At 66.0% G+C, this 21,043-nt stretch carries 23 protein-coding genes and 1 riboswitch; of the genes, 9 read left to right on the top strand and 14 right to left on the bottom strand.

Annotated features, from left to right (window positions below; all coding sequences use genetic code 11):
• Nucleotides 1-12: 12 nt before the first annotated feature.
• From fmt to rpe, 3 genes are read left to right on the top strand one after another with little or no spacing between them, the layout of a single operon-like run.
• Nucleotides 13-942, top strand: a complete 930-nt coding sequence (fmt, locus tag QNN99_RS12625) for a methionyl-tRNA formyltransferase (protein WP_229966815.1) — start codon at nt 13-15, stop codon at nt 940-942.
• On the top strand, nt 939-2,492 hold the full coding sequence (locus tag QNN99_RS12620) for an RsmB/NOP family class I SAM-dependent RNA methyltransferase (protein WP_229966814.1): 1,554 nt from the start codon (nt 939-941) through the stop codon (nt 2,490-2,492). The genes fmt and QNN99_RS12620 overlap by 4 nt, the downstream gene beginning before the upstream one ends.
• A gap of 25 nt (nt 2,493-2,517) precedes the next feature.
• Entirely contained in the window at nt 2,518-3,186 is a 669-nt protein-coding gene (rpe, locus tag QNN99_RS12615) for a ribulose-phosphate 3-epimerase (protein ID WP_229966813.1), read from the top strand.
• A gap of 124 nt (nt 3,187-3,310) precedes the next feature.
• Here rpe and QNN99_RS12610 read toward each other — a convergent pair whose 3' ends face one another.
• From QNN99_RS12610 to QNN99_RS12550, 13 genes are all read right to left on the bottom strand, one after another.
• The gene (locus QNN99_RS12610) at nt 3,311-5,044 is read right to left on the bottom strand and encodes an FAD-binding protein (RefSeq protein WP_229966812.1); all 1,734 of its coding nucleotides are present in this window, start codon (nt 5,042-5,044) and stop codon (nt 3,311-3,313) included.
• Nucleotides 5,041-5,289: a biotin/lipoyl-containing protein gene (locus QNN99_RS12605; protein WP_229966811.1), complete on the bottom strand. Its 249-nt coding sequence runs from the start codon at nt 5,287-5,289 to the stop codon at nt 5,041-5,043. Before QNN99_RS12605 ends, QNN99_RS12610 begins: the two co-directional genes overlap by 4 nt.
• Complete coding sequence (locus QNN99_RS12600) at nt 5,282-6,280, bottom strand: alpha-ketoacid dehydrogenase subunit beta (protein ID WP_229966810.1); 999 nt, start codon at nt 6,278-6,280, stop codon at nt 5,282-5,284. The genes QNN99_RS12605 and QNN99_RS12600 overlap by 8 nt, the downstream gene beginning before the upstream one ends.
• Entirely contained in the window at nt 6,273-7,289 is a 1,017-nt protein-coding gene (locus QNN99_RS12595; protein WP_229966809.1) for a thiamine pyrophosphate-dependent dehydrogenase E1 component subunit alpha, read from the bottom strand. Before QNN99_RS12595 ends, QNN99_RS12600 begins: the two co-directional genes overlap by 8 nt.
• The gene (locus QNN99_RS12590; RefSeq protein WP_229966808.1) at nt 7,286-7,645 is read right to left on the bottom strand and encodes a 2Fe-2S iron-sulfur cluster-binding protein; all 360 of its coding nucleotides are present in this window, start codon (nt 7,643-7,645) and stop codon (nt 7,286-7,288) included. Before QNN99_RS12590 ends, QNN99_RS12595 begins: the two co-directional genes overlap by 4 nt.
• A 25-nt stretch (nt 7,646-7,670) precedes the next feature.
• The gene (locus QNN99_RS12585) at nt 7,671-7,949 is read right to left on the bottom strand and encodes a hypothetical protein (protein WP_229966807.1); all 279 of its coding nucleotides are present in this window, start codon (nt 7,947-7,949) and stop codon (nt 7,671-7,673) included.
• A gap of 6 nt (nt 7,950-7,955) precedes the next feature.
• Nucleotides 7,956-9,350 carry an aromatic ring-hydroxylating oxygenase subunit alpha gene (locus QNN99_RS12580; protein WP_229966806.1) on the bottom strand — a complete coding sequence of 465 codons (1,395 nt, stop codon included), beginning with the start codon at nt 9,348-9,350 and terminating at the stop codon, nt 7,956-7,958.
• A 104-nt stretch (nt 9,351-9,454) separates the two neighbouring features.
• Entirely contained in the window at nt 9,455-9,766 is a 312-nt protein-coding gene (locus QNN99_RS12575) for a ferredoxin (RefSeq protein ID WP_229966805.1), read from the bottom strand.
• Nucleotides 9,756-11,039, bottom strand: a complete 1,284-nt coding sequence (locus QNN99_RS12570) for an NADH-ubiquinone oxidoreductase-F iron-sulfur binding region domain-containing protein (RefSeq protein ID WP_229966804.1) — start codon at nt 11,037-11,039, stop codon at nt 9,756-9,758. Before QNN99_RS12570 ends, QNN99_RS12575 begins: the two co-directional genes overlap by 11 nt.
• Nucleotides 11,036-11,416, bottom strand: a complete 381-nt coding sequence (locus tag QNN99_RS12565; protein WP_229966803.1) for a Rieske (2Fe-2S) protein — start codon at nt 11,414-11,416, stop codon at nt 11,036-11,038. The genes QNN99_RS12570 and QNN99_RS12565 overlap by 4 nt, the downstream gene beginning before the upstream one ends.
• On the bottom strand, nt 11,416-12,564 hold the full coding sequence (locus tag QNN99_RS12560; protein WP_229966802.1) for an amidohydrolase family protein: 1,149 nt from the start codon (nt 12,562-12,564) through the stop codon (nt 11,416-11,418). Before QNN99_RS12560 ends, QNN99_RS12565 begins: the two co-directional genes overlap by 1 nt.
• A gap of 17 nt (nt 12,565-12,581) precedes the next feature.
• Nucleotides 12,582-13,673, bottom strand: coding sequence for an amidohydrolase family protein (locus QNN99_RS12555; protein ID WP_229966801.1), 1,092 nt, complete (start codon nt 13,671-13,673; stop codon nt 12,582-12,584).
• Nucleotides 13,663-14,604 (bottom strand): alpha/beta fold hydrolase, encoded by a 942-nt coding sequence (locus QNN99_RS12550; RefSeq protein WP_229966800.1) that lies wholly within the window; start codon nt 14,602-14,604, stop codon nt 13,663-13,665. The genes QNN99_RS12555 and QNN99_RS12550 overlap by 11 nt, the downstream gene beginning before the upstream one ends.
• A gap of 143 nt (nt 14,605-14,747) precedes the next feature.
• On the opposite strand from QNN99_RS12550, the gene QNN99_RS12545 reads away from it, so the two are divergent.
• A complete protein-coding gene (locus QNN99_RS12545) occupies nt 14,748-16,025 on the top strand; it encodes a TetR/AcrR family transcriptional regulator (protein WP_269439213.1) in 1,278 nt (425 codons plus the stop codon).
• Here the strand turns inward: QNN99_RS12545 and QNN99_RS12540 are convergent.
• Nucleotides 15,925-16,479, bottom strand: a complete 555-nt coding sequence (locus QNN99_RS12540) for a hypothetical protein (protein ID WP_229966798.1) — start codon at nt 16,477-16,479, stop codon at nt 15,925-15,927. The genes QNN99_RS12545 and QNN99_RS12540 overlap by 101 nt on opposite strands.
• Nucleotides 16,480-16,584: 105 nt before the next feature.
• On the opposite strand from QNN99_RS12540, the gene QNN99_RS12535 reads away from it, so the two are divergent.
• The 5 genes from QNN99_RS12535 to ribB all read left to right on the top strand — a co-directional run bounded on the left by QNN99_RS12535 (nt 16,585) and on the right by ribB (nt 21,039).
• Complete coding sequence (locus QNN99_RS12535) at nt 16,585-16,902, top strand: hypothetical protein (protein ID WP_229966797.1); 318 nt, start codon at nt 16,585-16,587, stop codon at nt 16,900-16,902.
• A gap of 106 nt (nt 16,903-17,008) precedes the next feature.
• Nucleotides 17,009-17,154, top strand: a riboswitch (FMN riboswitch).
• 103 nt (nt 17,155-17,257) lie between these two features.
• Nucleotides 17,258-17,941 (top strand): nicotinamide riboside transporter PnuC, encoded by a 684-nt coding sequence (gene pnuC, locus QNN99_RS12530; RefSeq protein ID WP_229966796.1) that lies wholly within the window; start codon nt 17,258-17,260, stop codon nt 17,939-17,941.
• On the top strand, nt 17,942-19,072 hold the full coding sequence (gene ribD, locus QNN99_RS12525; RefSeq protein WP_229966795.1) for a bifunctional diaminohydroxyphosphoribosylaminopyrimidine deaminase/5-amino-6-(5-phosphoribosylamino)uracil reductase RibD: 1,131 nt from the start codon (nt 17,942-17,944) through the stop codon (nt 19,070-19,072).
• 9 nt (nt 19,073-19,081) lie between these two features.
• Nucleotides 19,082-19,747: a riboflavin synthase gene (locus QNN99_RS12520; RefSeq protein ID WP_229966794.1), complete on the top strand. Its 666-nt coding sequence runs from the start codon at nt 19,082-19,084 to the stop codon at nt 19,745-19,747.
• Nucleotides 19,744-21,039 (top strand): 3,4-dihydroxy-2-butanone-4-phosphate synthase, encoded by a 1,296-nt coding sequence (gene ribB / locus QNN99_RS12515; RefSeq protein WP_229966793.1) that lies wholly within the window; start codon nt 19,744-19,746, stop codon nt 21,037-21,039. Before QNN99_RS12520 ends, ribB begins: the two co-directional genes overlap by 4 nt.
• Nucleotides 21,040-21,043: the final 4 nt, after the last annotated feature.

Here is a 21,043-nt window from a genome sequence, read left to right as displayed (position 1 = left end):
CGGCCCGTGGCCATGCGCGTACTTTTCGCCGGCACCCCGTCCGTCGCCGTCCCCTCACTGAACGCCCTGCTGGAAGCCGGCTTCGACGTCGTCGCGGTACTCACCCGCCCCGACGCGCCGCTGGGCCGCAAACGCACGCTCACGCCGTCGCCCGTTGCCGCCCGCGCTGAGGAACTCGGCCTGCCCGTGATCCGCGCCGCCAAGATCGACGACGACGCCGTCGCCGCCATCCGTGCCGCCAACCCCGACGTCGCGGCGATCGTGGCCTACGGCGGACTGATTCCGGAACGGGCCCTGAGCATCCCCGCGCACGGCTGGATCAACCTGCACTTTTCCCTGCTGCCGGCCTGGCGCGGCGCGGCACCGGTGCAGCACGCGGTGATCAACGGCGACGACGTCACCGGAGCCTCCACCTTCCTGCTCGAAAAGGGCCTGGACACCGGACCGGTATACGGGCAGCTGACGGAAACCGTTTCCCCGGAGGACACCAGCGGCGCGCTCCTGGAACGGCTTTCGCACAGCGGTGCCGTGCTGCTCGCCCAAACCCTCTCGGCGATCCACGCCGGCGCAGCACACGCGGTGCCGCAGTCCGGCGACGTGACGCTGGCACCCAAACTGACCATTGACGACGCGCGGGTGGATTGGCACCAGCCGGCGCTGGCCATCCGCCGGCGGATCAACGGCGTGACACCCGAACCGGGAGCCTGGACCACCTGGGACGGCGCCCGGTTCAAGATCGGCTCGGCAGCGCTGCGCCCGGACATCACCGATCTGGCTCCCGGCCAGGTCCGCTTCACCGGAGGCACACAGGCATCCGCCGTGGTGGGCACCGGATCCGTCGGCCTGGAACTGGTGCAGGTACAGCCCGCCGGCAAGAAAATGATGCCGGGGGCCGACTGGGCCCGCGGCCTGGCCAACCGTGAGGACGTGGTCTTCGAATGACCCCGCAGAACAGCACTCCCCAGAACCAAAACTCCTCGGCCAAAGCGTCCCAGGGCTCTTCGGGAAGCAACAAGGAACGGAACGAGAAGGGCCGCGAACGCAGCCGTCCCGCCGTCCGCAGCCGCACCGCCCAGGCGCCGGGACAGCGCACCCGCGCCGCTGACCCGGCCCGGCTGGTGGCCTTCGAGGTACTGCGCGCCGTCTCCGAGGACGACGCCTACGCCAACCTGGTGCTGCCCAAGAGCATCCGCAAGCACCAGCTCGACAAGCGCGATGCCGGCTTCGCCACCGAACTTGCCTACGGTGCCCTCCGCGGGCAGGGCACGTACGACGCCGTCCTGGCCAAGTGCGTGGACCGCCCGCTGGATAAGCTCGACCCCGCCGTTCTGGACGCCCTGCGCATCGGCGCTCATCAGCTGCTGGCCATGCGGGTTCCGCCCCATGCGGCCCTGGACCAGACCGTCGGCCTGGCCCGCGCCGTCATCGGCGCCGGGCCCTCAGCGCTGATCAATGCCGTGCTGCGCAAGGTGGCCGCCCGTGACCTGGACACCTGGGTCGCGGAGCTGACCCGGGACGAAACCGACGCCACCCGCCGCGCAGCCATCGAACACAGCCATCCGGAATGGATCGTCCGCGCCCTGCGCCAGTCCCTCGTGGCCCACGGCCGCAGCGTCGACGAAATCACCGAACTGCTCAAGGCCGACAACGACGCCCCGGTCGTGAACCTGGTGGCCCTGCCCGGCCTGGGAAACCTGGACGAGGCCCGCGCCGCCGGAGCCGTTGACGGCGAACTCGTGGTGGACTCGGCACTGTACTCGGCCGGCGACGTCGGCCGCCTGGACTCGGTGCGGGCCGGCACCACCCGCGTGCAGGACGCCGGCTCGCAGCTGGTCGCCCGCGCCCTCGCCGGCCTGGACCTGGGTGACCGCACCGCTGACGGAAGCCGCGACGGCGAACAGTGGCTGGATCTGTGCGCCGGACCCGGCGGCAAGGCGGCGCTGCTTGCCGCCCTGGCCAACGAACAGGGCGCCGTCCTGCTGGCCAACGAACCGGCGGCACACCGCGCCAAACTGGTCCGCCAGGCGTTGGAGGCCGTTCCGGGCGAGGTCTGGGATGTGCGCACCGGCGACGGACGCAGCATCGCCGAGCAGTATCCGGACACCTTCGACCGCATCCTGGTGGACGCCCCGTGCACCGGCCTCGGCGCCCTGCGCCGCCGGCCGGAATCACGTTGGCGCCGCAAGCCCTCCGACGTGGGGGAGCTGGGTGCACTGCAGCGGGACCTGCTCACCGCCGCCGTCGACGCCGTGAAGGCCGGCGGCGTGGTGGCCTACGTGACGTGCTCGCCGCATCCGGCCGAGACCACCGCCGTCGTCACCGACGTGCTGCGCCTGCGCAACGACCTGGAGTTGCTCGATGCCGGCGCCGCACTGGACTCCGTCAGCCTGACTGGAAACCTGGGCGCCGGACATGAGTCGACCGCGCAGCTGTGGCCGCACATCCATGCCACCGATGCCATGTTCCTGGCCCTGATCCGCCGCAAGCCCTGATTTCAGCAAGTCCACAAGGAGAACCATGAGCAAGTGCTGCATCAACCCGAGCATCCTCTCGGCCGACTTCGTCAACCTGCAGGCCGAGCTGGAACGGATCAGCACCGCCGATGCCGTCCACGTGGACGTAATGGACAACCACTTCGTGCCGAACCTGACCCTGGGTTTGCCCGTAGTGCAGCGGATCCAGGAGGTCAGCACGCTGCCGCTGGACGCGCACCTGATGATTTCCGACGCCGACCGCTGGGCTCCGGCCTACGCGGAGCTGGGACTGGCATCGGTGACCTTCCATGTGGAAGCGGCCGCCGCGCCGATCAAACTGGCCCGGGACATCCGCGACCGCGGAGCCAAGGCCGGCATGGCGCTGCGTCCGGCCACCCCGGTTGAGCCGTACCTGGACATGCTCTCCGAGCTGGACATGCTGCTGATCATGACCGTGGAGCCGGGCTTCGGCGGGCAGAAATTCCTGGACATCACGCTGCCGAAGATCCGCCGGGCCGCCGAGGCCATCCGCGGCTCCGGCCTGCCGCTGGCACTGCAGGTGGACGGCGGCATTTCCGCCGACACGATTGAACGCGCGGCCGAGGCCGGAGCCAACGTGTTTGTGGCCGGATCGGCCGTGTACGGCAGCGGGGATCCCAACGAGGCGATCCGTAAGCTCCGCGATGCCGCGCAGGCCGTCTCCGCCGGCTGAGGGCAGATTCGACTGTTTCGGGAAATCCCTGCCCTTGCCGGCAGGGATTTCCCGAAATGGCAGCAGAATCCCGGAGAACCCGAGGCGGGCAACCGGGATCCGCCTGAACGCTGTGCCGAATCCGTTAGGACGGTTCGGGCAGCAGCAGTTCAGGCGCCGCTTCCTTCTGAGCCTGATGATTCCTTTCAATGGCAGTGTCCATCGCGTGACGTGCGGCGATGTAGCCGAAGACCATCGAGTATGCGATGCTCGCTCCGGCCCCTGGATAGTGGCGTCCCATTACGGTCGCCGTGGAGTTGCCGGTTGCATACAGCCCGGGAATCGGGCCTTCTGCGGACAGAACGCGCCCGGACTCGTCGGTAAGGAACCCGCCGGATGTACCGACGTCGGCCGGCACGATTTCGAACGCGTAGTAAGGCCCGGTATCCAGCGGCCCGACCGCAGGATTCACCACGAAGGGGTTGGGATCACCCAGACAGTGGTTGTAGGCGGAACTTCCCCGACCGAACTCCGGATCGCGCCCCTGCACAGCGTGCCGATTGAATTTCGCCACTTGGTCGGCGAGACCCTCCGGATCGATCCCGCACTGCACGGCCAGCTCAGCCAGCGTGTCCGCACGCTTCAGGAGCCCGGAATCCAGCCACTCCTTCGGCAGCTGCCCAAACCGAAGGCTGGCCTTGTGCGCATACGTCCGGCGATAGCGGTCATCGAAGATGAGCCAGGAGGGAACGGCGCCGGTGACCTTCTGCCGGGCAAACATCGCCTTGCCAATCTCAACGTACGAGTTGGATTCGTTGACGAACCGCCGCCCGTCCGCGCCCACCATTATGGTGCGGGGGCGGTTTCTCGCCGCCGACAGCGTGCCGGCGGCCAGCTCCCGGCGAGGGCTCGGAAGCCACCAGGCTTCGTCCATCAGATCGGTCAACGCCCCCAGCTCGAGGGTCGCGGCTATGGTGTCACCGGTATCTCCCGGATTGGCCATTGTCCACGACGGATCGGGGCATTGGTCGCCGCCATACTCCTGCCGCAGGTCGGCATTGCGGGCGAAGCCTCCTGCGGCCATGACGACACCGTGCCGGGCACGGACCGCGACCGGCTTGCCGTCCCGTTCAAGACGCACACCCGTCACGACGCCCTCTTCGACGACGTATCCGCGGAACGACGTGTCCAGCCAGAGATCCACGCCACTGTCCACGCACATTTTGACCAGTTCAGCCACGAGCGCCGTCCCGTTCGTCAGGACGGGACGCTTGGTGACGCCGGCGGTCCATGTCCGCAACTGCACCCGCGCCGCCGTGACCAGCGACCGCGGCGACCGGTTGAAGTACTGCACGTCGCGCAGTTCGTTGGTCATGACAGCCATGCCAAGGCCGGAGGCCATGCCCGGCTGGATCTTGGACAGCCACTTGCCGAGCCGCCGCCCGGCGAAGGGCAGAGGCTCGATCGAACGCCCGGTTGCGTGGCCGCCCTCGTGGTTCGAGTAATAGTCGCTGTAGTTCACGCACCGCGTGAAGCGTGCGCCTTTTCGCTCCAGCAGGCGAATCATGGCCTGGCCCTCGTGGATGAACGCCCGACGGCGCGCAACGGTCGATGCCGCCCCGACGTCGCCGACTGTGGAAGCGAAATACTGCATTCCCAGCTCGTCGGAGTCTTCGATCCCGTCCTTCTGCATCAGCGGGTTGTTCGGAAGCCACATAACTCCGCCGGACATCGCAGTGGACCCGCCGAAGAGGTCGCGCTTCTCCACGACGAGCGCACGGCCTCCTGCCTCACGTGCAGCGATGCCGGCGAGCAGGCCGCCTCCACCGCTGCCGATCGCGACGACGTCGAATTCCTCGTCCCACACGACGGCGTTCATGCTGCACGCTCGATCCGGCCGATTTCAGTGCCGACGGCGTACGTCTCTTCCCCGACGGCAGTGCCGTGCCGGAGCACGCCGCTTGTGGCCGCTTCGACCTCCGTTCCCACTTTGTCCGTCTCGACGCTGTAGATAACGTCGCCCTCGCCGATGGGTACACCATCCTCAACCAGCCATTCCACGAAAAGAACCTCCTCTGCCGACATCGAAATTTTCGGAATTTTCACAGCTACATAGTCAGACACGCATGGCTCCCATGGTTGTTCGTGCGGCGTCGACGATGCCATCGACACTGAGCGTTACGGCGGACTCCGAAGCCCGGGCCGGGATCGGAGTGAAGCGTGCGCCAACCCGTTGGACAGGCCCGTCGAGGATGCCGAACAGCTTGGCCGAAATCTGGGCCGCGATCTCCGCACCCGGACCTGCAACGGTGGTGGCGGTGTGTGCGATGACCGCGCGGCGCGTACGGCCCACGGATTCCAGGACCGTGTCCATGTCGAGCGGCAGCAGGGTGCGCAGGTCGATCACTTCGGCATCCACACCCTCTTCGCCGAGCCGCTCTGCCGCTTGCAGCGCCAGAGCGGTGGCCTGACCGTAGGTGACGATCGTGAGGTCTTTTCCTGGCTTGGCGACGACGGCCTTGCCGATGGGGACCCGGTGGCCGTCCCCGACCGGCACCTCGCCCTTGACCCCGTAGAGGCGCGACGCTTCGATGACCAGGACCGGGTCGGGATCGAAGATCGCCGAGAGCAGCAGACCTTTGGCATCGGCCGGATTGCTCGGGTAGACCACCTTCATGCCGGGCACGTGCATGAACCAGGCTTCGAGCGACTGGGAGTGCGTGCCGCCGGAGCCAGTGCCTGCGAATACCGCTGTGCGGACCGTGATCGGGCTCGTCGTCCTGCCGCCTGACATGTAGCGCACCTTCGCGGCGTGGTTGACGATCTGATCCATGGCGATCCCGATGAAATCCATGATCATGATTTCGGCAACGGGCTTGTATCCCTCGATCGCGGCACCGACGGCGGCACCAATGATCGCTGCCTCAGAGATCGGAGTGTTCATGACCCGGTCTGCGCCGTACTTTGTCGCAAGCCCTCGGGTCACCGCGTTGACGCCGGCGGCCGGATCGGCCAGGTCCTCGCCCAGGAGGAAGACAGTCGGATCCGTCCGCAGCGCCTCGTCGAGCGCCTCGTTGAGCGCCTCTCGAATCGAAATAACACGGGTTTCAGTCATGGGTGACCACCAATCCATCGGCGTAGACATCGGACCGGATCTCTTCCATGTCCGGTAGGGGTGCTGCTAGGACCGTCTTGAGGGCTTCCTCGACCGCCTCGACGGATTCGGCGCTGATCTCATCGAGCTCCACCTGGGTAAATCCATGTGCCAGGAGATAGCGGGGGAACGTGATTATGGGATCAAGTTCACGCTGATGCGCCAGCTGTTGAGCGGGGATGTACGGGGCCGAGTCGCCGGCATAGTGACCTTCGAACCGGAACGTGACCGCCTCAATCAGTGTCGGCCCGCCGCCGGACCGTGCCCTGTCGACCGCCTCCGTCAATGCGAGAACCATGGCGACCGGGTCATTGCCGTCGACCGTGACTCCAGGCATGCCCACGCCCTTGGCCCGGTCGGCAACGTGCTCGATCGCCATGGTGTCCTCGACCGGCGTCATCTCGGCATAGAGGTTGTTCTGGCAGATGAAGACGACGGGGAGCTGCCAGGTGGCAGCCAGGTTGACGCCTTCATGGAATGAACCGGTGTTCGTCGCACCATCACCGAAAGTTACGGCCGTGACCCGGTCCGATCCGGACTTCACGGCTGCGAGTGCGACGCCCACTGCAATGGGCACACCCGAGCCGACAATCCCGGTCGTCAGCAGCACCCCGTGGTCCGGATCGGCGATATGCATCGTCCCGCCCTTACCCCGTGAGGCACCGACGGCAGTGCCCATGACCTCACCGATAATCTCGGTGAGGGGCACCCCCTTCGCCACATGATCGTGCAGTCCGCGGTAAGTGGTGATCAGCCGGTCGTCCGGGCGCAGCACCTGGCCGATCGCCGCCGATACCGCCTCCTGGCCGCGGGAGGGCCAGATGACAGTTGCAAGTTCACCGCGCTTGATGCCCTTGAGGATGCGCGTGTCCAGAGCTTCCTCACGCGTCATCGACCGCCAAAGCTCGCGGAGCACATCTGTGCCCAACTCCGGGGTCTTCCCGGACGTGCTGTCCTCGGATGCGCTCATGTCGCGCTCCTCTCCACTGGTTCCATGTTGTTGTCTTCGGACTCGGCCGGCCGAAAGCCCCTCTTCTCCACCACGAGCGACGAGCCCGTGCAGCGCAGTTGGCAGGCCAGCCGGATGAGACTGTCATTCCGCATTCGACCGGTCATCTTGAGTCGAATGGCATCGCGTTCCACCTCGTCGGCAGGGACGGCATCGCGCTCCCCGTCGACGATTTTGGTGAAGCAGGTCATGCAGTCGGCCTGGCCCCAGCATTGCGTTGGCCAGACGAATCCCTGGCGCCATGCCGCCTCGGCCACGGCCTCCCCGGGGTTGACCTCGAGGGTGACGCCGGCCGGCAGGATTTTTACGTGGGGCATACGCCACCCCCTGTTTTTGGACGCATCATTCGCCTCGCCGGACTTCATCAGGAGTTGGACCAGCCAACTCGGCTTCGAGCTTCGCCCGCCACAGTGCCCGGGCTTCGGGCCCCTCCAGGGCGCTGATCCGCGCCTCGAGATCTCCTACGATTTCCAGCAGTCCGAAGACAGCCTTTCGGAGCACCAGTTCGTCCGACCCGTTGATCCGGTTCCGGTCGATGTCGATGAGCTTGGCGCCCAGGGCGCGCGTAAACGGTGCGTCCTGGGCGAGACTGAGATCCTGTGCGGTGTTCTCCGTGAACATGACTCCTCAGAGCTCCGCTGCCAGCCGGCGGTCAAGCTCTTGATGCATGTTCGCGATCGTGTTCTCCCAAAGCTCGGACAAGGTCGTCTGGGTCATGGTCTGGTTCTTGATTCCACGCTGCATGCGTTCCAAATTGGCGAAGTCCTGCCGGGGAATCAGCCCCCAGTGATCGGCGTCGTCCTTGTCGTACCTGCCGGCGAGGGTCAGCCGCCCGTCCTCGTGGCCGTCGGGGTAGGTCGTCAGCGACCACACCTCAAACCGGCACCAGTCAGGGTCATCGTTGTACGGACGGATCCGGTACGCGAGGCAGTTCGTGTACATGGGCAGCATCAGGTAGTTCGGAAAGAGGTGGATGTCACCGCCCCACATCTTCATGACCTCGGGAGTGAGTTCGGGCGCCTTGATGCCGGCCCCGGCCCAGAACTGGAACAACGCGGTGAGTGCTTTCTGCGTGTATTCCGGCGTGCTGGTGTCCATGCCCCCGGCAACCGATTCGAAGACGGTGAGGTCGCGTTCCAGCGTCATCGCGTCCTGACCCTTTTGCAAGTTGCGCGCCGACTCGAGGAAGTCGGCCTTTCCGCCGTATGACTGGCGCGCATCGCCGCTCTGGAAACGGCCGTGACCGTTGAGGAACGCCGTGTATGCGACGTTCTGCTTGTTGACTTCACTGTCCATATCGCCGGCGTAGGTGTAGAGCTGCGGGTGGGTCTGCTTCACGTGCCAACCCTCGAAGAACGCTTCCTGAGCGAGCTTCCAGTTGCAGTTGATGATGGCTTCCTTCCACCACTTCGCCCGCATGTTCGGCACGCCCATCCGCTCCAGGATGTTTGCGGCCGGAAACAGCCCTTCCAGCAGCGGAGGGGCATTCAGATCCAGATTGACCCAGACATGGCCGCCCCACGTATCGCACTGTGCTTCCCGCAGATTGATGTTGTCCGGGTTCAGGCTTTCCGTATCAAAGCCCTCCCGGCCGAAGACGTGGCTGATCGAACCGTCGGTCTTCCAGCGCCACCCGTGGAACGGACAGACGATCTGGTCTCCTGCGAATCGGCCGCAGCCTTTGCCGAGCTCGGTGGCCCGGTGCCGGCACGCGTTGTGCAGTGCCTTCACACTCATGTCGGGCTGACGCACGATGAGCAGGGATTGACCGACGACCTCGTACTCCACGAAGTCGCCGGGCTGGGGGATCTCCTCCTCGCGAGCAGCCATCTGCCACACATGGGGCCAGAGGTGCTTCTTCTCGAGCTCGAAGAACTCCCGCGAGTAATAGCGTTCCGCCGGAACATGCAACGAGTCGCCCATGTGGTGGGGGACCTTCGCATTGACATCGTCACCGTTCGGGCCCAAAGCGATCGCAGACTCGATGTTGTCGGCGGGGAGATGATTGGTTGTGGTGGTCATCATTAACCTCACTGTTAATAGTTCCAATCTCAACGAAGCAGCCTCCGAAGAGAACCAGATGTTTGCTCAGATTCGTTTGTGGAATGGCGTCGACCGGCAAGTGTTCATCGTTGCTTTAAGCGCTCCTTCAGTGGCCATTTCGCGTCCGGGCGCCCGGACCTCGAAACGCCCGGGTCTCCGCCCAGACGCTCCGGGTGCATGTCCGCGAGATCGAGGATCGCGTGTGCCGGACAATCCAGGATCGCCCGGCGCACGCCAGCCTCCTGCTCCGGCGGAATCTCACCGTCCCTCATGAGTGACGGGTAACCCCAGTCGTCGAGGGAAAAGATCTCCGGCGCGTGCAACGCGCACGCACCGAAGCCGTCACAGACCGTCCTATCGAGTTTGATGCGCAAAATTGCCTCCTCAATATCCATGGACCGCGAACGGTGCGGGTAAATGCTCACCTTTGGTAATGCAGGACGAGCATTCGTCGATCAGGTGGGATTGGACGGCATCCGGGAACTCCCGCAGGAGAGTTGCAGCAGCATTGGTTGCGCCGTCCAAGGTGCCGCACGCCCCACGGCCCCGGAGGCCGGCCGCCCATTGGCGCAGCCGGTCGATATCGGGTTCCCGGGCTCGGCCAAGCCGCAAGCCGGTGACAACGGCGGCCATGGCGGCTGTTCCGTTGAAGCACGAACCGCATTGACCGGCGTTGTTGGCCGCGAAGTACTGGAGAACTCCGCCGGCGACGGTCACTGGACAGGTGTGCTCGTCAAGGACGCCGACCGCTCCGCACCCCAGGCCGCTGCCCGCGGCAGCAACCGCGACGTACTCAAGAGGAAGATCCAATACGCGGGAGGAAAGGAGCCCCGCGAAGTAGCCTCCCATCAGCGCACCCGTGACCGGGGCATCGTGCCCGCGCCACGTCAGCACCTCTCGAAGCGTGACACCGAACGGCACCTCCGCCAGGACGGTGCCGCCCGACGTCGAAAGCGTCATCAGGTAGGTCCCGGTTGAATCGTCGGTTCCCACCGAGCGGTACCAGGCGCTGCCCCTGGCATGGATCAGCGGCAGATTACTGAGCGTCTCCACGTTGCTCACCTGAGTGGGCCGGTCGTCAACGCCGCGCTCGAACGGACGCGGCGGCTTATCGGAGGGCAGTGCCGGGCCGCCGTTGAGGGAACGCACGGCAGCCGTTTCCTCTCCCGCCACGTACGCGGGGGATACCCGGTGGACGGTTATGTCGGGTCCGTTCCTTGCCCGACCGGGATACTCCAAGAGCGCGCGTTCAATGCTGTCGGCAGCCAAGGGGTCCGAGAGGTATACGTACGCTCGCTCCGCACCCGCCATAACGGCAGCGAGCCGCAAACCGTCAAGGACCAGGTGCGGACGGTTGCGCAGCAGCCACTTGTCCTTGACGGACGACGGCTCGCCCTCCTCGCCGTTGGCAATCACAACCGGTGCAACACTGCCGCCCCGCACAGTGGTTATCTTTCGGGCAAGAGGGAACGCTGCTCCGCCGCGTCCCCGCAGACCCGCGGCAGTGACCTGGTCGAGCAGTGCGTCAGGGTCGAGCAGAGGCGCGTACCCGCCGCCGTCCAGGTACGCGTTCACGTCCTCGGCACCGTCGAGGCGAAGGAGGCGTGGCTCGATCGCCGGATAGACGGCAACCGGAACACCCACAGTGGTACCCGCCGGGGCGCTCACGCGGTGATCACCACTTGGTCGCCGTCGATGCGGACCGGGTAGGTGCGAATGCTCCACTCGGGCTTGACGGTGGTTGTTCCGGTGGCCAGCTCGAAACCCCATTGATGCCAGGGGCAGTAGATGAACTCGCCCTCACGGCTTTGCCGTGCTCCGCCGGGACGCTCCTGGTCGACGACGTTCGTTCCGCGGGTGCGGCCAACGCACAGCGGGCCGCCCTCGTGCGGGCAGTAGTTGGCAATGGCATAGAAAACTCCGCGCACGTTGTAGACGCCGACTCCATAACGCCCTATCGGGACGACCTTGTGCTCACCCGGGGGGATCTCGTCAACGGTCGCGACGACATGCTCGCGGCCCCGGGGGAGTTCAGTGCGTGCCATCAGAACGCCCTCACCTGTCCTGCGAGAGCCCCCACGCGGCTCGGCAGCCCGAACAGATCGATCGCGTTCTGATGCATTACCGCGTTCCGCATGCGCTCCGGTATGTGTTTGGCCAACCAGCGGGGCTCGTCGAAGGTCCAGTGCGGATAGTCGGAAGAGAACAGCATGATCTTGTCGGCCTCCATCCATTCAAGCGACCTGGTCAGCTCAAGCTTGTCCTCGGGGTAGTCGAGCGGTTGTGTGGTGAACCAGATGTTCTCCAACACATATTGGGAAGGCTTTTTGCTCAGGCCCGTCTCCTTGCCGCGAGCCGCGTGAATGGCGTCCATCCGCCACATCAGTGGCAATATCCACGAGAAGGCGTGCTCGATGAAGACGATCTTCAGAGTCGGAAACCGTTCAAAGACGCCGTCGAAGATGAGGCTCATGACCTGATTGGCCGCGAGCATCGAGTACGTGACCATGAAGTCGTGGTTGTAGGTCATGAACCCGACCGGGCTCATCGGCAGAAGGTTGTGCAGCCCCCGGCTGAGATGGCACGCCACCGGAATGCCGTGCTTGACAGCGGCCTCCCAGACCGGGTCGTACTTGGGGTTTCCCCAGGAAGGTCGCGGCTCAGCATAAATCAGGACCTGTTTGAAGCGCTCATGGCCGGCCCAGCGCTCAATCTCCCGCGCTGCCCGCCCGGGTTCGGTGATGTTGGCGCAAATGGACCCGTAGAACCGGCCGTGCCAGTTATTCACCGGGTCAAGCCACTGCGCCTCCTGCCAGAGGTTGGTGGCCGCAGCCATCGCAGTCACCTCTTCCTCTGTGTCACCCATTCCACCCGTCGTGGGACCGAGCATCACCACGTCGGATCCGGAGTCGAGCACCAGCTGACGAAAGGCCAGATCCGGGTCCGAGCACGCGAACTCCCCATCGTCCGGGAACGAATCGACCCGCATGGCCTTCGAGTGGTGGAAATCCGGCGGATCGTAGACCAGTCCGTTGTTGGCCCCCTCCGCCTTGAGCGCCTGTTCGCGCGCGATCCTCGTATCGAGGTATTCCGCCAAGGCGCCCCGCCGCGGCGTTGGATGGACATCGCAGTCCACGACCCTAACGGGCACGGTCTGCGTCTCCGCTGTCTGGGGGATCTCTGTCTGTGTCATCTCAGCCTCCTTCGGCATCACACGGTGGCGGGAACATGGATCCCATAGAGTTCGGCGGCGTTGCGCCAGAGCACTTTCTCGCGTTGCCGCCGCGTCCATCCGGACGGCAGCGAATCCACGGTCGAGCACTGCCAGTCGGGGTAGCTCGATCCGAACATGAGCATGTCCTCCTTGCCCGTCATCCGAAGCCATTCCGACGCGTACTCGACGTCACCCGGCCCGTCGAGCGCGCCGTTGACGAACCAGACATGCCCGGGAAGATAGTCACTTGGCATCCGGGGCGACCAGGGCGTCTGCTCCAGGTGCGGCCGGCCGAAGGTGTCCATGCGCCACATCATGGGCGTCAGCATGTCTGCAGCGCCGTCGGCGAACACGATCTTCAAGTCGGGGAACTCCTCGAAGACCCCTTCGGCAATCATGTTCATGAGGTGGTAGACGAAGTTCAGCGGCTGGAACCCCACGAGCTGCGGGTAGGTCCGCGCTGTTCCGTTGGGCGTGGGCGGGTGCGTGATCCCTTGCCCCATCTCCCAATGGACCGCGACCGGCAGTCCGCTTTCGACTGCCGCACGCCACAGCGGCTTGTAGTGCGGCCGGCCGTACGGCGCCTGAGTCTGCATCGGCAGGGCGATCTGCACGATCTTGGGATGGGCGGCCCACCGATGAATCTCCTTCACGGCGGACTCGATGTCGTTGGGATTGACCCGGATTGTCCCGAGGTATCGGTCGGCATACGTTCCCGAGTCGAGCCAGCGTTCCACCAGCATCCGGTTGGTCGCCTCGTGGATCGCCGACTCCAGATGCCAGTCCGGCAGTACGCCGACGGTCATCGGATGCAGGATGGCCAGGTCGAAGCCGCGCTCGTCGAAGATCGCCCTGCCCACCAGATCGGGGTCGGAGCCGGCGTGTGCCGCCGGATCCGGTTGTGAGCCGCTGACGTACCGCCCTCCGAGAGGCGCCGTCAAGGTTGTGTCCGGTGTCGGAAAACCGCGGCTCGCCCAAGGCTCACCGAGATAGTTCCGCAGCTCCTGGTCGGAGGCGAAGAATGTGTGCACGCTCGCGTCGATGCGAGGGCAGCCCGTGACGCTCGGCTGCGTTCCATCAGATTCCATGTGGACCAAAGTATTGCTCCGAAAGGGTTTGCACAAGACCCTGTCCTACTCGCTCCGGATTCCCGTCGATGAAGTCAAGAAAGCTCGGCACGGCATCCATCCAGGGATCGAAGATGCTGCCCTGCCCCGCGTCCCTGGCTTCCTGGGCCCGCTCCCATGCGTCCTCGGGCCACGGGGGATCAATCAGTCGGGAACCGCCAATCAGGGAGTGCACCTCGAGGGATGTCCGTTTGGGGTGATCGATGTCGGCCTCCCCGCCGCGCACGATCAGCGTCGGAACGGAGATGGACTTCATCTGATGGTCGGGCACTCCGGGAATGGCCTCCGTGGCCTTGGGCACATACGCTTCGAGCCACCGCCACATGACGCGCTCGAAATCCTCAGCCCCGATATCGATCAGGCGCTGACGGTTGCGCGGATTGTCGGCAACGAGGTCCGCCCAGCTGCCCGCCAGCCCCCGCTGGGTCAGCACGCCGGGGATGCCGCTGCGTCGAACGGTGCGAATCTCACTCATGATGTACACGTTGGCCAGGCTCATCGATGCGAACGCCCCGCCGACGATGGACCAGACGATGAGCTTGCGCACGAGTTCCGGATGCTCGATGGTGAAGACGATCGAGTCGCGTGCGCCGCCTGATCCGCCGAGGGCGATGACGGGCCCGAGGTTCAGTTCGCGGACCATTCCCGCCAGGGTCTCGGACCGCATGTGGGATTCCGATGCGCCGAACAGTTGCACGTCGGAGCGCCCCGTGTTGGGCCGGTCCCAGATGAGTACGCGCTTCCCGGCCGCCGCCAGGGCCTCGGCGAACGGGCGCACGCCCGGGTAATCCTTGCTGAACCTGCCGCCGGGCGTCACCGTCAGCACATCACCGCCCTCCGGCCCGAGCAGCTCGTACTCGACGATTCCTCCGTTGATCTCGATTTGCGCCACGATGCCAGCTCCTCTCATTGGGCGCACGTGCGCCACGTGCCCGAACCTAATTGTTGCTCCGCCTTGAGGGCAAGTACTTTGGGGAAACGGGTTTGGCAGGGCCGGCCCGTGCGCCAGGATGCGGGGTGCGGGATAATGGCCGGATGGACGGATCACGGGGAAGCAGCACTGCGGGGGATACGGCGGTTGGCCGAACTGAGGAGATCCGACAGGTCGCTACCAAGCTCTTCGAGCAATCGGGGTATTCATCGACCACGATGACTGACATCGCAACGGCTGTCGGAGTGCTCCAGGGCAGTCTCTACCACCACTTCGACTCCAAAGAGGACATCGCGCTCGATATCCTGCAGGACTTTCAACGTGAGCTCACTGCACTGGCCGATGATCTGTCGAGCAGGCTCCGCACCGGAATTGCCGACCCGCGGGATCAGCTGGTCGAGGTGGCCACCGCGGTCACGGATCTGTCGCTGCGCAGCAAGGCCGCGCTCCGGCTCATCGCTTACACGGCACCCAGCGCCTCCTCGGAGCGCTTCCGTGCAGCACGGGAATGGCAGACGCCTGGGCTGGAACGTGTCTGGAAGCGAGCCGTTCAACAGCTCGTGCCCGATCCCGATCCCCGGACTCAGGATGCGGGCCTGCTCCGATTCGCCCTGGACAGTCTCACCCTGCATTCGGCGGTCAACCCTCCGGGAATCGAGGAGGCGGGCCGCATCGCGAATCTCCAGACCGCGATGCTCCTCGATGGCCTGACTTCCGATGTCCCACCGGATGAAGAACTGAACCGATCCGAAGCGCTGCAAGCCGCGAGGCAGGCGATCACGACGTGGAAGGAGCCCGGCACCCCTTCGGAGCCGGCAAGCCGGGACCACATCGTGGCTGCGGCACGCGTGGAGTTCGCACGGCGGGGATTCGATGCCACGACGGTCCGGGACATTGCCGATGCAGCGGGAGTTCGCATGGGGACTCTGTATCGGCGGGTCGGGTCCAAAGAAGAACTCCTGGCGGAGATCCTCACCGCCTATGAACGGCACATGGACGGTGCGGTGCGCAGTGCACTGACGACCGGCACCTCCGAGGCGGCCTCCTTGGACGCACTGGCCCTCGTGATGGTGAGTGCCAAGCGCCGCTTCCGGCTGGAAACCGAGATCGTCAAGCTCACCGATCCCTGGAGCAAGCCGGGCAACCAGGCGATGCAGGCCTACCACGCCAGCACCCGCGCGCGGCTCCGGCTTTTGGAAGGGGTTCTCGAGCGGGGAGCTGCGACGGGGGCCATCCGTTCGCTTGGCGCCCCGGCCGCCGTCGGTCCGCAGATTCGTTACATCAGCTGGGTACCGTATCAGGATTTCGCCCGGGCGAGCCCGGCACGGGCCCACCGTTTTCTGCGAAACTCCCTGTTGCGGGGTTTCCTGCAGGAGAAATAGCGTCGACGAGTTCGATTCTCACCGTTTCGTTGAGGGCGGCCTCGAGCGCTGTGTGCACCCGGCTCTCCGGCACCCGGCGCATGTCCGCGCGCGCCAGGGTCACAGTGACGTCCCCGCTGCCGTCGGCTTCATCGCGGCTGACCGCCCCGGAGAGGCCGAAGCGCTCCAGAACGGCCCGCGCGTCGTCGTCCGTTCCGCGGCTCACATAGGTCACGACGCCGAGCCGAACCGGAACGCCAAAGGCGGTCGCGCAGAGCGACAGGAGTTCGCGGTCGCCCCAATCGGCGAATTCGCCCTCACGGAGCAGCGCAAGTTCGGTTGAACCCTGCTCAGCGTGCGCGGCCGTGTGCTCAACCAAGGCGGCACCCCGTTGGCGCAGATAGGCGACGCCAGCGGCAAATTGCGCAGTTTCCAGAGTCGAGTCGAGGATGATCCTTACCACAGCAATGGGCATCGTTTCATCGTAGCGGCCGCCTACTCTGGAGCAAACAGTTGATTCACGCTACTCTTCGAAAAATTGTGGGACATCCGTCGCACACGAATCCGCAAGGGAGCAATGGTGGACAACAACAACAGCGGTGTCCTGATGGTGACGACGACGCCCCGTCCGGGCATCTCGGATGAACACTTCAACAAGTGGTACGACGAGGTTCACATTCCCGAGATCCTCGAGCGCGTTCCGGGGGTCGGTTCCGTCGAACGCTTCCGCTGCCCGCAGGGTGAACCGGAGGTTCGGTTCCTTGCGATTTACCGCACAACACGGCCGGCGGCCGAGGTGCTTGAGGCCCTGCGCGGTGCTGCGCTGTCGAGTTCGGCCGAGATGCTCGACATGGAAACGCATCCTCCGGTGGTGGCCCCGTTCGATGCGTTGGGCTGAGGAAACCGGAACCTGACGAGGAAACAGGCCAATGTGACGCAGGTTACTTGAGTGTTCAAGGGAATTGGCACTCAGCCGGTCTGACTGTGCAAGAATAAAAGCAACAATCGTGCTCCGGGGTCGGTGTAATTCCGAACCGGCGGTTATAGTCCGCGACCCGCACTGCAGCTCCCGAACCCCGGGAAAAGCGGTGCGGTTGAACTGGTGAAATTCCAGTACCGACAGTTAAAGTCTGGATGGGAGAAGCACGTGCAGTTTGTTGAACCGACGGTTAAACGTCCCCGCCCGCGCGGACGTTTCTGTCGATGCACCGTACTGTCGTACCCCGGAGCTGCCGCTTAGGGATAGGAACGACATGGATTTTTTGCGGTGGCTCTTTGACGCTCAGGTACCGGTGGGGTCTTCGTCCCTCCTGGTGCGTGAAGTTGTCGGCAACATATTCGGGCTCCTCAGTGCCTTCGGCGGCATGCGCCGTAAAATCTGGGCCTGGCCGGTGGGCATCATCGGCAACGCCCTGCTCCTGACCGTGTTCCTCGGCTCCCTCTTTGGCACCAGCGATTCCGCTACGCTGCTGGGCCAGGCCGGACGCCAGGTCATGTTCATCGCCGTCGCAATCTACGGCTGGCGGCGCTGGAAACAGAGCCAGGACGACGGCGGCGAGGCCGTCACGCCGCAGTGGGCCTCCGGCCGGGAACGGATCGGACTGGTCACCGTTCTGCTGCTCGGCACCGTAGCCCTCACCCCGGTCTTCGCGCGTCTGGGGTCCTACGAACCGGTCTGGGCGGATGCCTGGACCTTCGTGGGTTCCCTGCTGGCCACGTACGGCATGGCCAAGGGCTGGGTTGAGTTTTGGCTGATCTGGGTGGCCGTCGACGTCGTCGGCGTACCGCTGCTCTTTAGTACCGGCTACTACGCCACGGCGTTCATGTACCTGTTCTACGGTGTCTTCACACTGATCGGTTTCTTTGTCTGGTGGAAAGCCAAGAACAATGAAAAGCCGAAGGTGGACGTCCTCATGCCTGACCCGAGGGTCCGCTAGATGGGGCCGGAAACACCGGACGGCCGGAGACGGAACCCGCCGGCAGGCGCCGGTGGGGCGGCCGCGGCGGAAACCGGAGCCATGATTCGGGCGCTGGAGCTGGCACGCCGCGGGATCCGCGGCGCCAACCCGCTGGTCGGAGCGCTGATCCTGGATCCGGCGGGCCAGGTCCTGAGCAGCGGCTTCCACCGCGGTGCAGGCTCGCCGCATGCAGAAGCTGCCGCGCTGGCCGCCGCCGAAGCCGCAGGCATCGACGTCATCGGCGCCACCATGGTGGTGACGCTGGAACCGTGCAATCACACGGGCCGGACCGGCCCCTGCTCGCAGGCCATAGAAAAGGCCGGCATTGCCCGGGTGGTGTATGCCGCCGCGGATTCCACCGCTGAGGCAGGCGGCGGAGCCGCAGCGCTGTCCGCAGCCGGTGTGGAGGCGGAGGGCGGCCTGATGGCTGCCGAAGCCGTTGAGCTGAACCACCGCTGGATCCGGGCAATGGGGGAGAGACGGCCTTTCGTGACCGTTAAAACGGCACAAACCCTCGACGGCATGACCGCAGCCGAGGACGGCACCAGCCAGTGGATCACCGGCAGCGCCGCCCGCGCCGACGGGCACGGGATCCGGTCTCGGGCTGACGCCGTCGTCGTTGGCACCGGAACCGTGCTGGCCGACGATCCGCAGCTGACGGCGCGCGACGCCGAGGGGCGGACGGCCGAGCGGCAGCCGCTGCGCGTCGTCGTCGGCTCCCGGGCGGTGCCCGACGACGCCGCCATCCGCGGCAGCGACGGCCGCTTCCTGCAGCTGGCTGAACACGACCCGGCGGCGATCTGCCGGAAGCTGTATGCCCGCGGGGTCCGGCACCTCATGGTCGAGGGCGGCGCCACCGTCACGAGTGCTTTCCTGCGCGCCGGACTGGCCGATGAGCTGGTCGCCTACGTGGCGCCGCTCCTGCTCGGCACGGGCACATCGGCGGTGAGCGGCCTCGGCGTGCACACCCTCGCGGACGCCTCCCGCTGGCGCTGGGACGAGACCGGCGCCGGCCCCGCCCGGCTCGTGGGTTCCGACCTGCGGCTCCGACTCGAACCGGTGCCTGAACCACCAAGCAACGAACGACTTCCCAGCGGCAAACGAACGTAAGGATGACACGTGTTTACCGGAATTGTGGCTGAACAGGGCAGCGTTGAATCCCTGAACCCGAATACCTCCGGCGACTCGGCGGTGCTGGTCATCAGCGCCCCGCAAACGGGAGCCGGGCTGGAACTGGGCGGTTCCATCGCCGTGAACGGTGTCTGCCTCACGGCCACGGCTGTCGACGGCGACCGGATTTCCCTGGACGTCATCGGCGAGACACTGAATCGCACCACCACCGGCAGGCTGCGCCCCGGCATGCCCGTGAACCTGGAACGCTGTGTTCCGGCCGGCGGGCGGCTGGACGGCCACGTCGTCCAGGGACATGTCGACGGCGTCGGCGAGCTGCTGGAGCGTGAAAACCTCGGCAGCTGGGAGCGGCTGCGCTTCGCCGTGCCGCACCGCCTGGCCCGCTACATCGCCGAAAAGGGCTCCATCGCGGTCGACGGCGTGTCGCTCACCGTGACCGAGGTCAGCGACGCCGGCGAGCCGGAGCAGTGGTTTGAGGTCGGCCTGATTCCGACCACCCTGGCCGAGACCGGGCTGGGCGCCCTTCAGCCCGGGGGAGGGGTCAACCTGGAAGTGGATGTGCTGGCCAAATACGCCGAACGGCTGCTCGCCTTCACCAATCCCAAGAAGCCGGCCCACGAGGTTGGCGGCGCTTCGAATGGAGGCGCCGCATGAGCATCCGGCTCGACAGCATCGCGGCAGCCGTTGAGGCGATCGCCGCGGGCCGGCCCGTCGTCGTCGTGGATGATGAAGACCGTGAAAACGAAGGCGACATCATCTTCGCCGCGCAGCACGCCACGCCCGAGCTGATGGGCTGGACGGTCCGTTACAGCTCGGGGGTGATCTGCGTGCCGCTGCCGGCCGCCTACGCCGACCGGCTGAACCTGCCGCCCATGACGGCAGTAAACGAGGACGCCAAGGGCACCGCCTACACGGTCTCCTGCGACGCGGCCGAGGGCATCACCACCGGCATCAGCGCCGCGGACCGCGCGGCGACCTCCCGCATCCTGGCCGATCCGGCGGCCGCCGCCGCCGAGCTGACCCGGCCCGGACACATTTTCCCGCTCCGGGCGCACGACGACGGCGTCCGCGGCCGCCGCGGCCACACCGAGGCGGCGGTGGAGCTGGCCCGGCTGGCCGGCTGCACCCCGGTGGGAGTCATCGCCGAACTCGTTCATGACGAGGGAGCCATGATGCGGCTGCCCGCCCTGCGCGAGTTCGCCGACACGCACGGCATCCCGCTGGTCTCCATCGAGGACCTGGCGGCGCACTTGGACACGATGGATCGGGCGGGGACCCCCGTGACGTCCGCCGCCGTCGTGCCCGGGCCGGAAGTCCAGCTGCCCACCGCCTACGGCGACTTCACCGCCCGGGCCTGGACGGACCCCCGCACCGGCGCCGAGCACATGAGCGTCTCCGCGCCGGGAACCGGGCTGCAGCCGGATGCCGCCGGAGCCGGGAGCATCGGTAACGGCACCGGTGCGCCGCTGGTGCGGCTGCACTCGGAGTGCCTCACCGGCGACGTTTTCGGCTCGTACCGCTGCGACTGCGGCGAGCAGCTGGAGCAGGCCCTGGAACTCATTCACCTGCACGGAGGCACCGTGATTTACCTGCGCGGGCATGAGGGGCGGGGGATCGGGCTGGCGAACAAGCTGCGGGCCTATGCGCTGCAGGAAGCCGGCGCCGACACCGTGGAGGCGAATGAGCAGCTGGGCCTGCCGGTGGATTCCCGCGACTATGAGGCCGCCGCGGACATCCTGCACGTCCTGGGGCTGAACCGGATCCGGCTGCTGAGCAACAACCCGGCCAAGCGGGACCGGCTGCAGCACTTCGGGATCACGGTGGAGGCCATGGTGCCCTCGGAGGTGCCCATCCGCGCCGAAAACGAGCGCTATCTGCAGACCAAGCGGGACCGCATGGACCACCATCTGACGCTGCTGCGGACCCAGCCGGTGCGGCAGAGCTAGCTGC

This window comes from Arthrobacter sp. zg.Y820, assembly GCF_030125555.1.
GTDB lineage: Bacteria > Actinomycetota > Actinomycetes > Actinomycetales > Micrococcaceae > Arthrobacter_B.
The sequence above is the reverse complement of the archived record's forward strand: the minus strand, read 5'-3'. Positions and strand labels throughout refer to the sequence as shown.

Coding starts and splice junctions, on each gene's coding strand:
- rpe (WP_229966813.1), top strand. CDS start 2,518: ATGAGCAAGTGCTGCATCAACCCGAGCATCCTCTCGGCCGACTTCGTC.
- ribB (WP_229966793.1), top strand. CDS start 19,744: ATGAGCATCCGGCTCGACAGCATCGCGGCAGCCGTTGAGGCGATCGCC.
- QNN99_RS12595 (WP_229966809.1), bottom strand. CDS start 7,289: ATGAGCGCATCCGAGGACAGCACGTCCGGGAAGACCCCGGAGTTGGGC.
- QNN99_RS12580 (WP_229966806.1), bottom strand. CDS start 9,350: ATGACCACCACAACCAATCATCTCCCCGCCGACAACATCGAGTCTGCG.
- QNN99_RS12600 (WP_229966810.1), bottom strand. CDS start 6,280: ATGACTGAAACCCGTGTTATTTCGATTCGAGAGGCGCTCAACGAGGCG.
- QNN99_RS12575 (WP_229966805.1), bottom strand. CDS start 9,766: ATGGATATTGAGGAGGCAATTTTGCGCATCAAACTCGATAGGACGGTC.
- ribD (WP_229966795.1), top strand. CDS start 17,942: ATGGGGCCGGAAACACCGGACGGCCGGAGACGGAACCCGCCGGCAGGC.
- fmt (WP_229966815.1), top strand. CDS start 13: ATGCGCGTACTTTTCGCCGGCACCCCGTCCGTCGCCGTCCCCTCACTG.
- QNN99_RS12590 (WP_229966808.1), bottom strand. CDS start 7,645: ATGCCCCACGTAAAAATCCTGCCGGCCGGCGTCACCCTCGAGGTCAAC.
- QNN99_RS12555 (WP_229966801.1), bottom strand. CDS start 13,673: ATGGAATCTGATGGAACGCAGCCGAGCGTCACGGGCTGCCCTCGCATC.
- QNN99_RS12620 (WP_229966814.1), top strand. CDS start 939: ATGACCCCGCAGAACAGCACTCCCCAGAACCAAAACTCCTCGGCCAAA.
- QNN99_RS12545 (WP_269439213.1), top strand. CDS start 14,748: ATGGACGGATCACGGGGAAGCAGCACTGCGGGGGATACGGCGGTTGGC.
- QNN99_RS12560 (WP_229966802.1), bottom strand. CDS start 12,564: ATGACACAGACAGAGATCCCCCAGACAGCGGAGACGCAGACCGTGCCC.
- pnuC (WP_229966796.1), top strand. CDS start 17,258: ATGGATTTTTTGCGGTGGCTCTTTGACGCTCAGGTACCGGTGGGGTCT.
- QNN99_RS12585 (WP_229966807.1), bottom strand. CDS start 7,949: ATGTTCACGGAGAACACCGCACAGGATCTCAGTCTCGCCCAGGACGCA.
- QNN99_RS12565 (WP_229966803.1), bottom strand. CDS start 11,416: ATGGCACGCACTGAACTCCCCCGGGGCCGCGAGCATGTCGTCGCGACC.
- QNN99_RS12540 (WP_229966798.1), bottom strand. CDS start 16,479: ATGCCCATTGCTGTGGTAAGGATCATCCTCGACTCGACTCTGGAAACT.
- QNN99_RS12610 (WP_229966812.1), bottom strand. CDS start 5,044: ATGAACGCCGTCGTGTGGGACGAGGAATTCGACGTCGTCGCGATCGGC.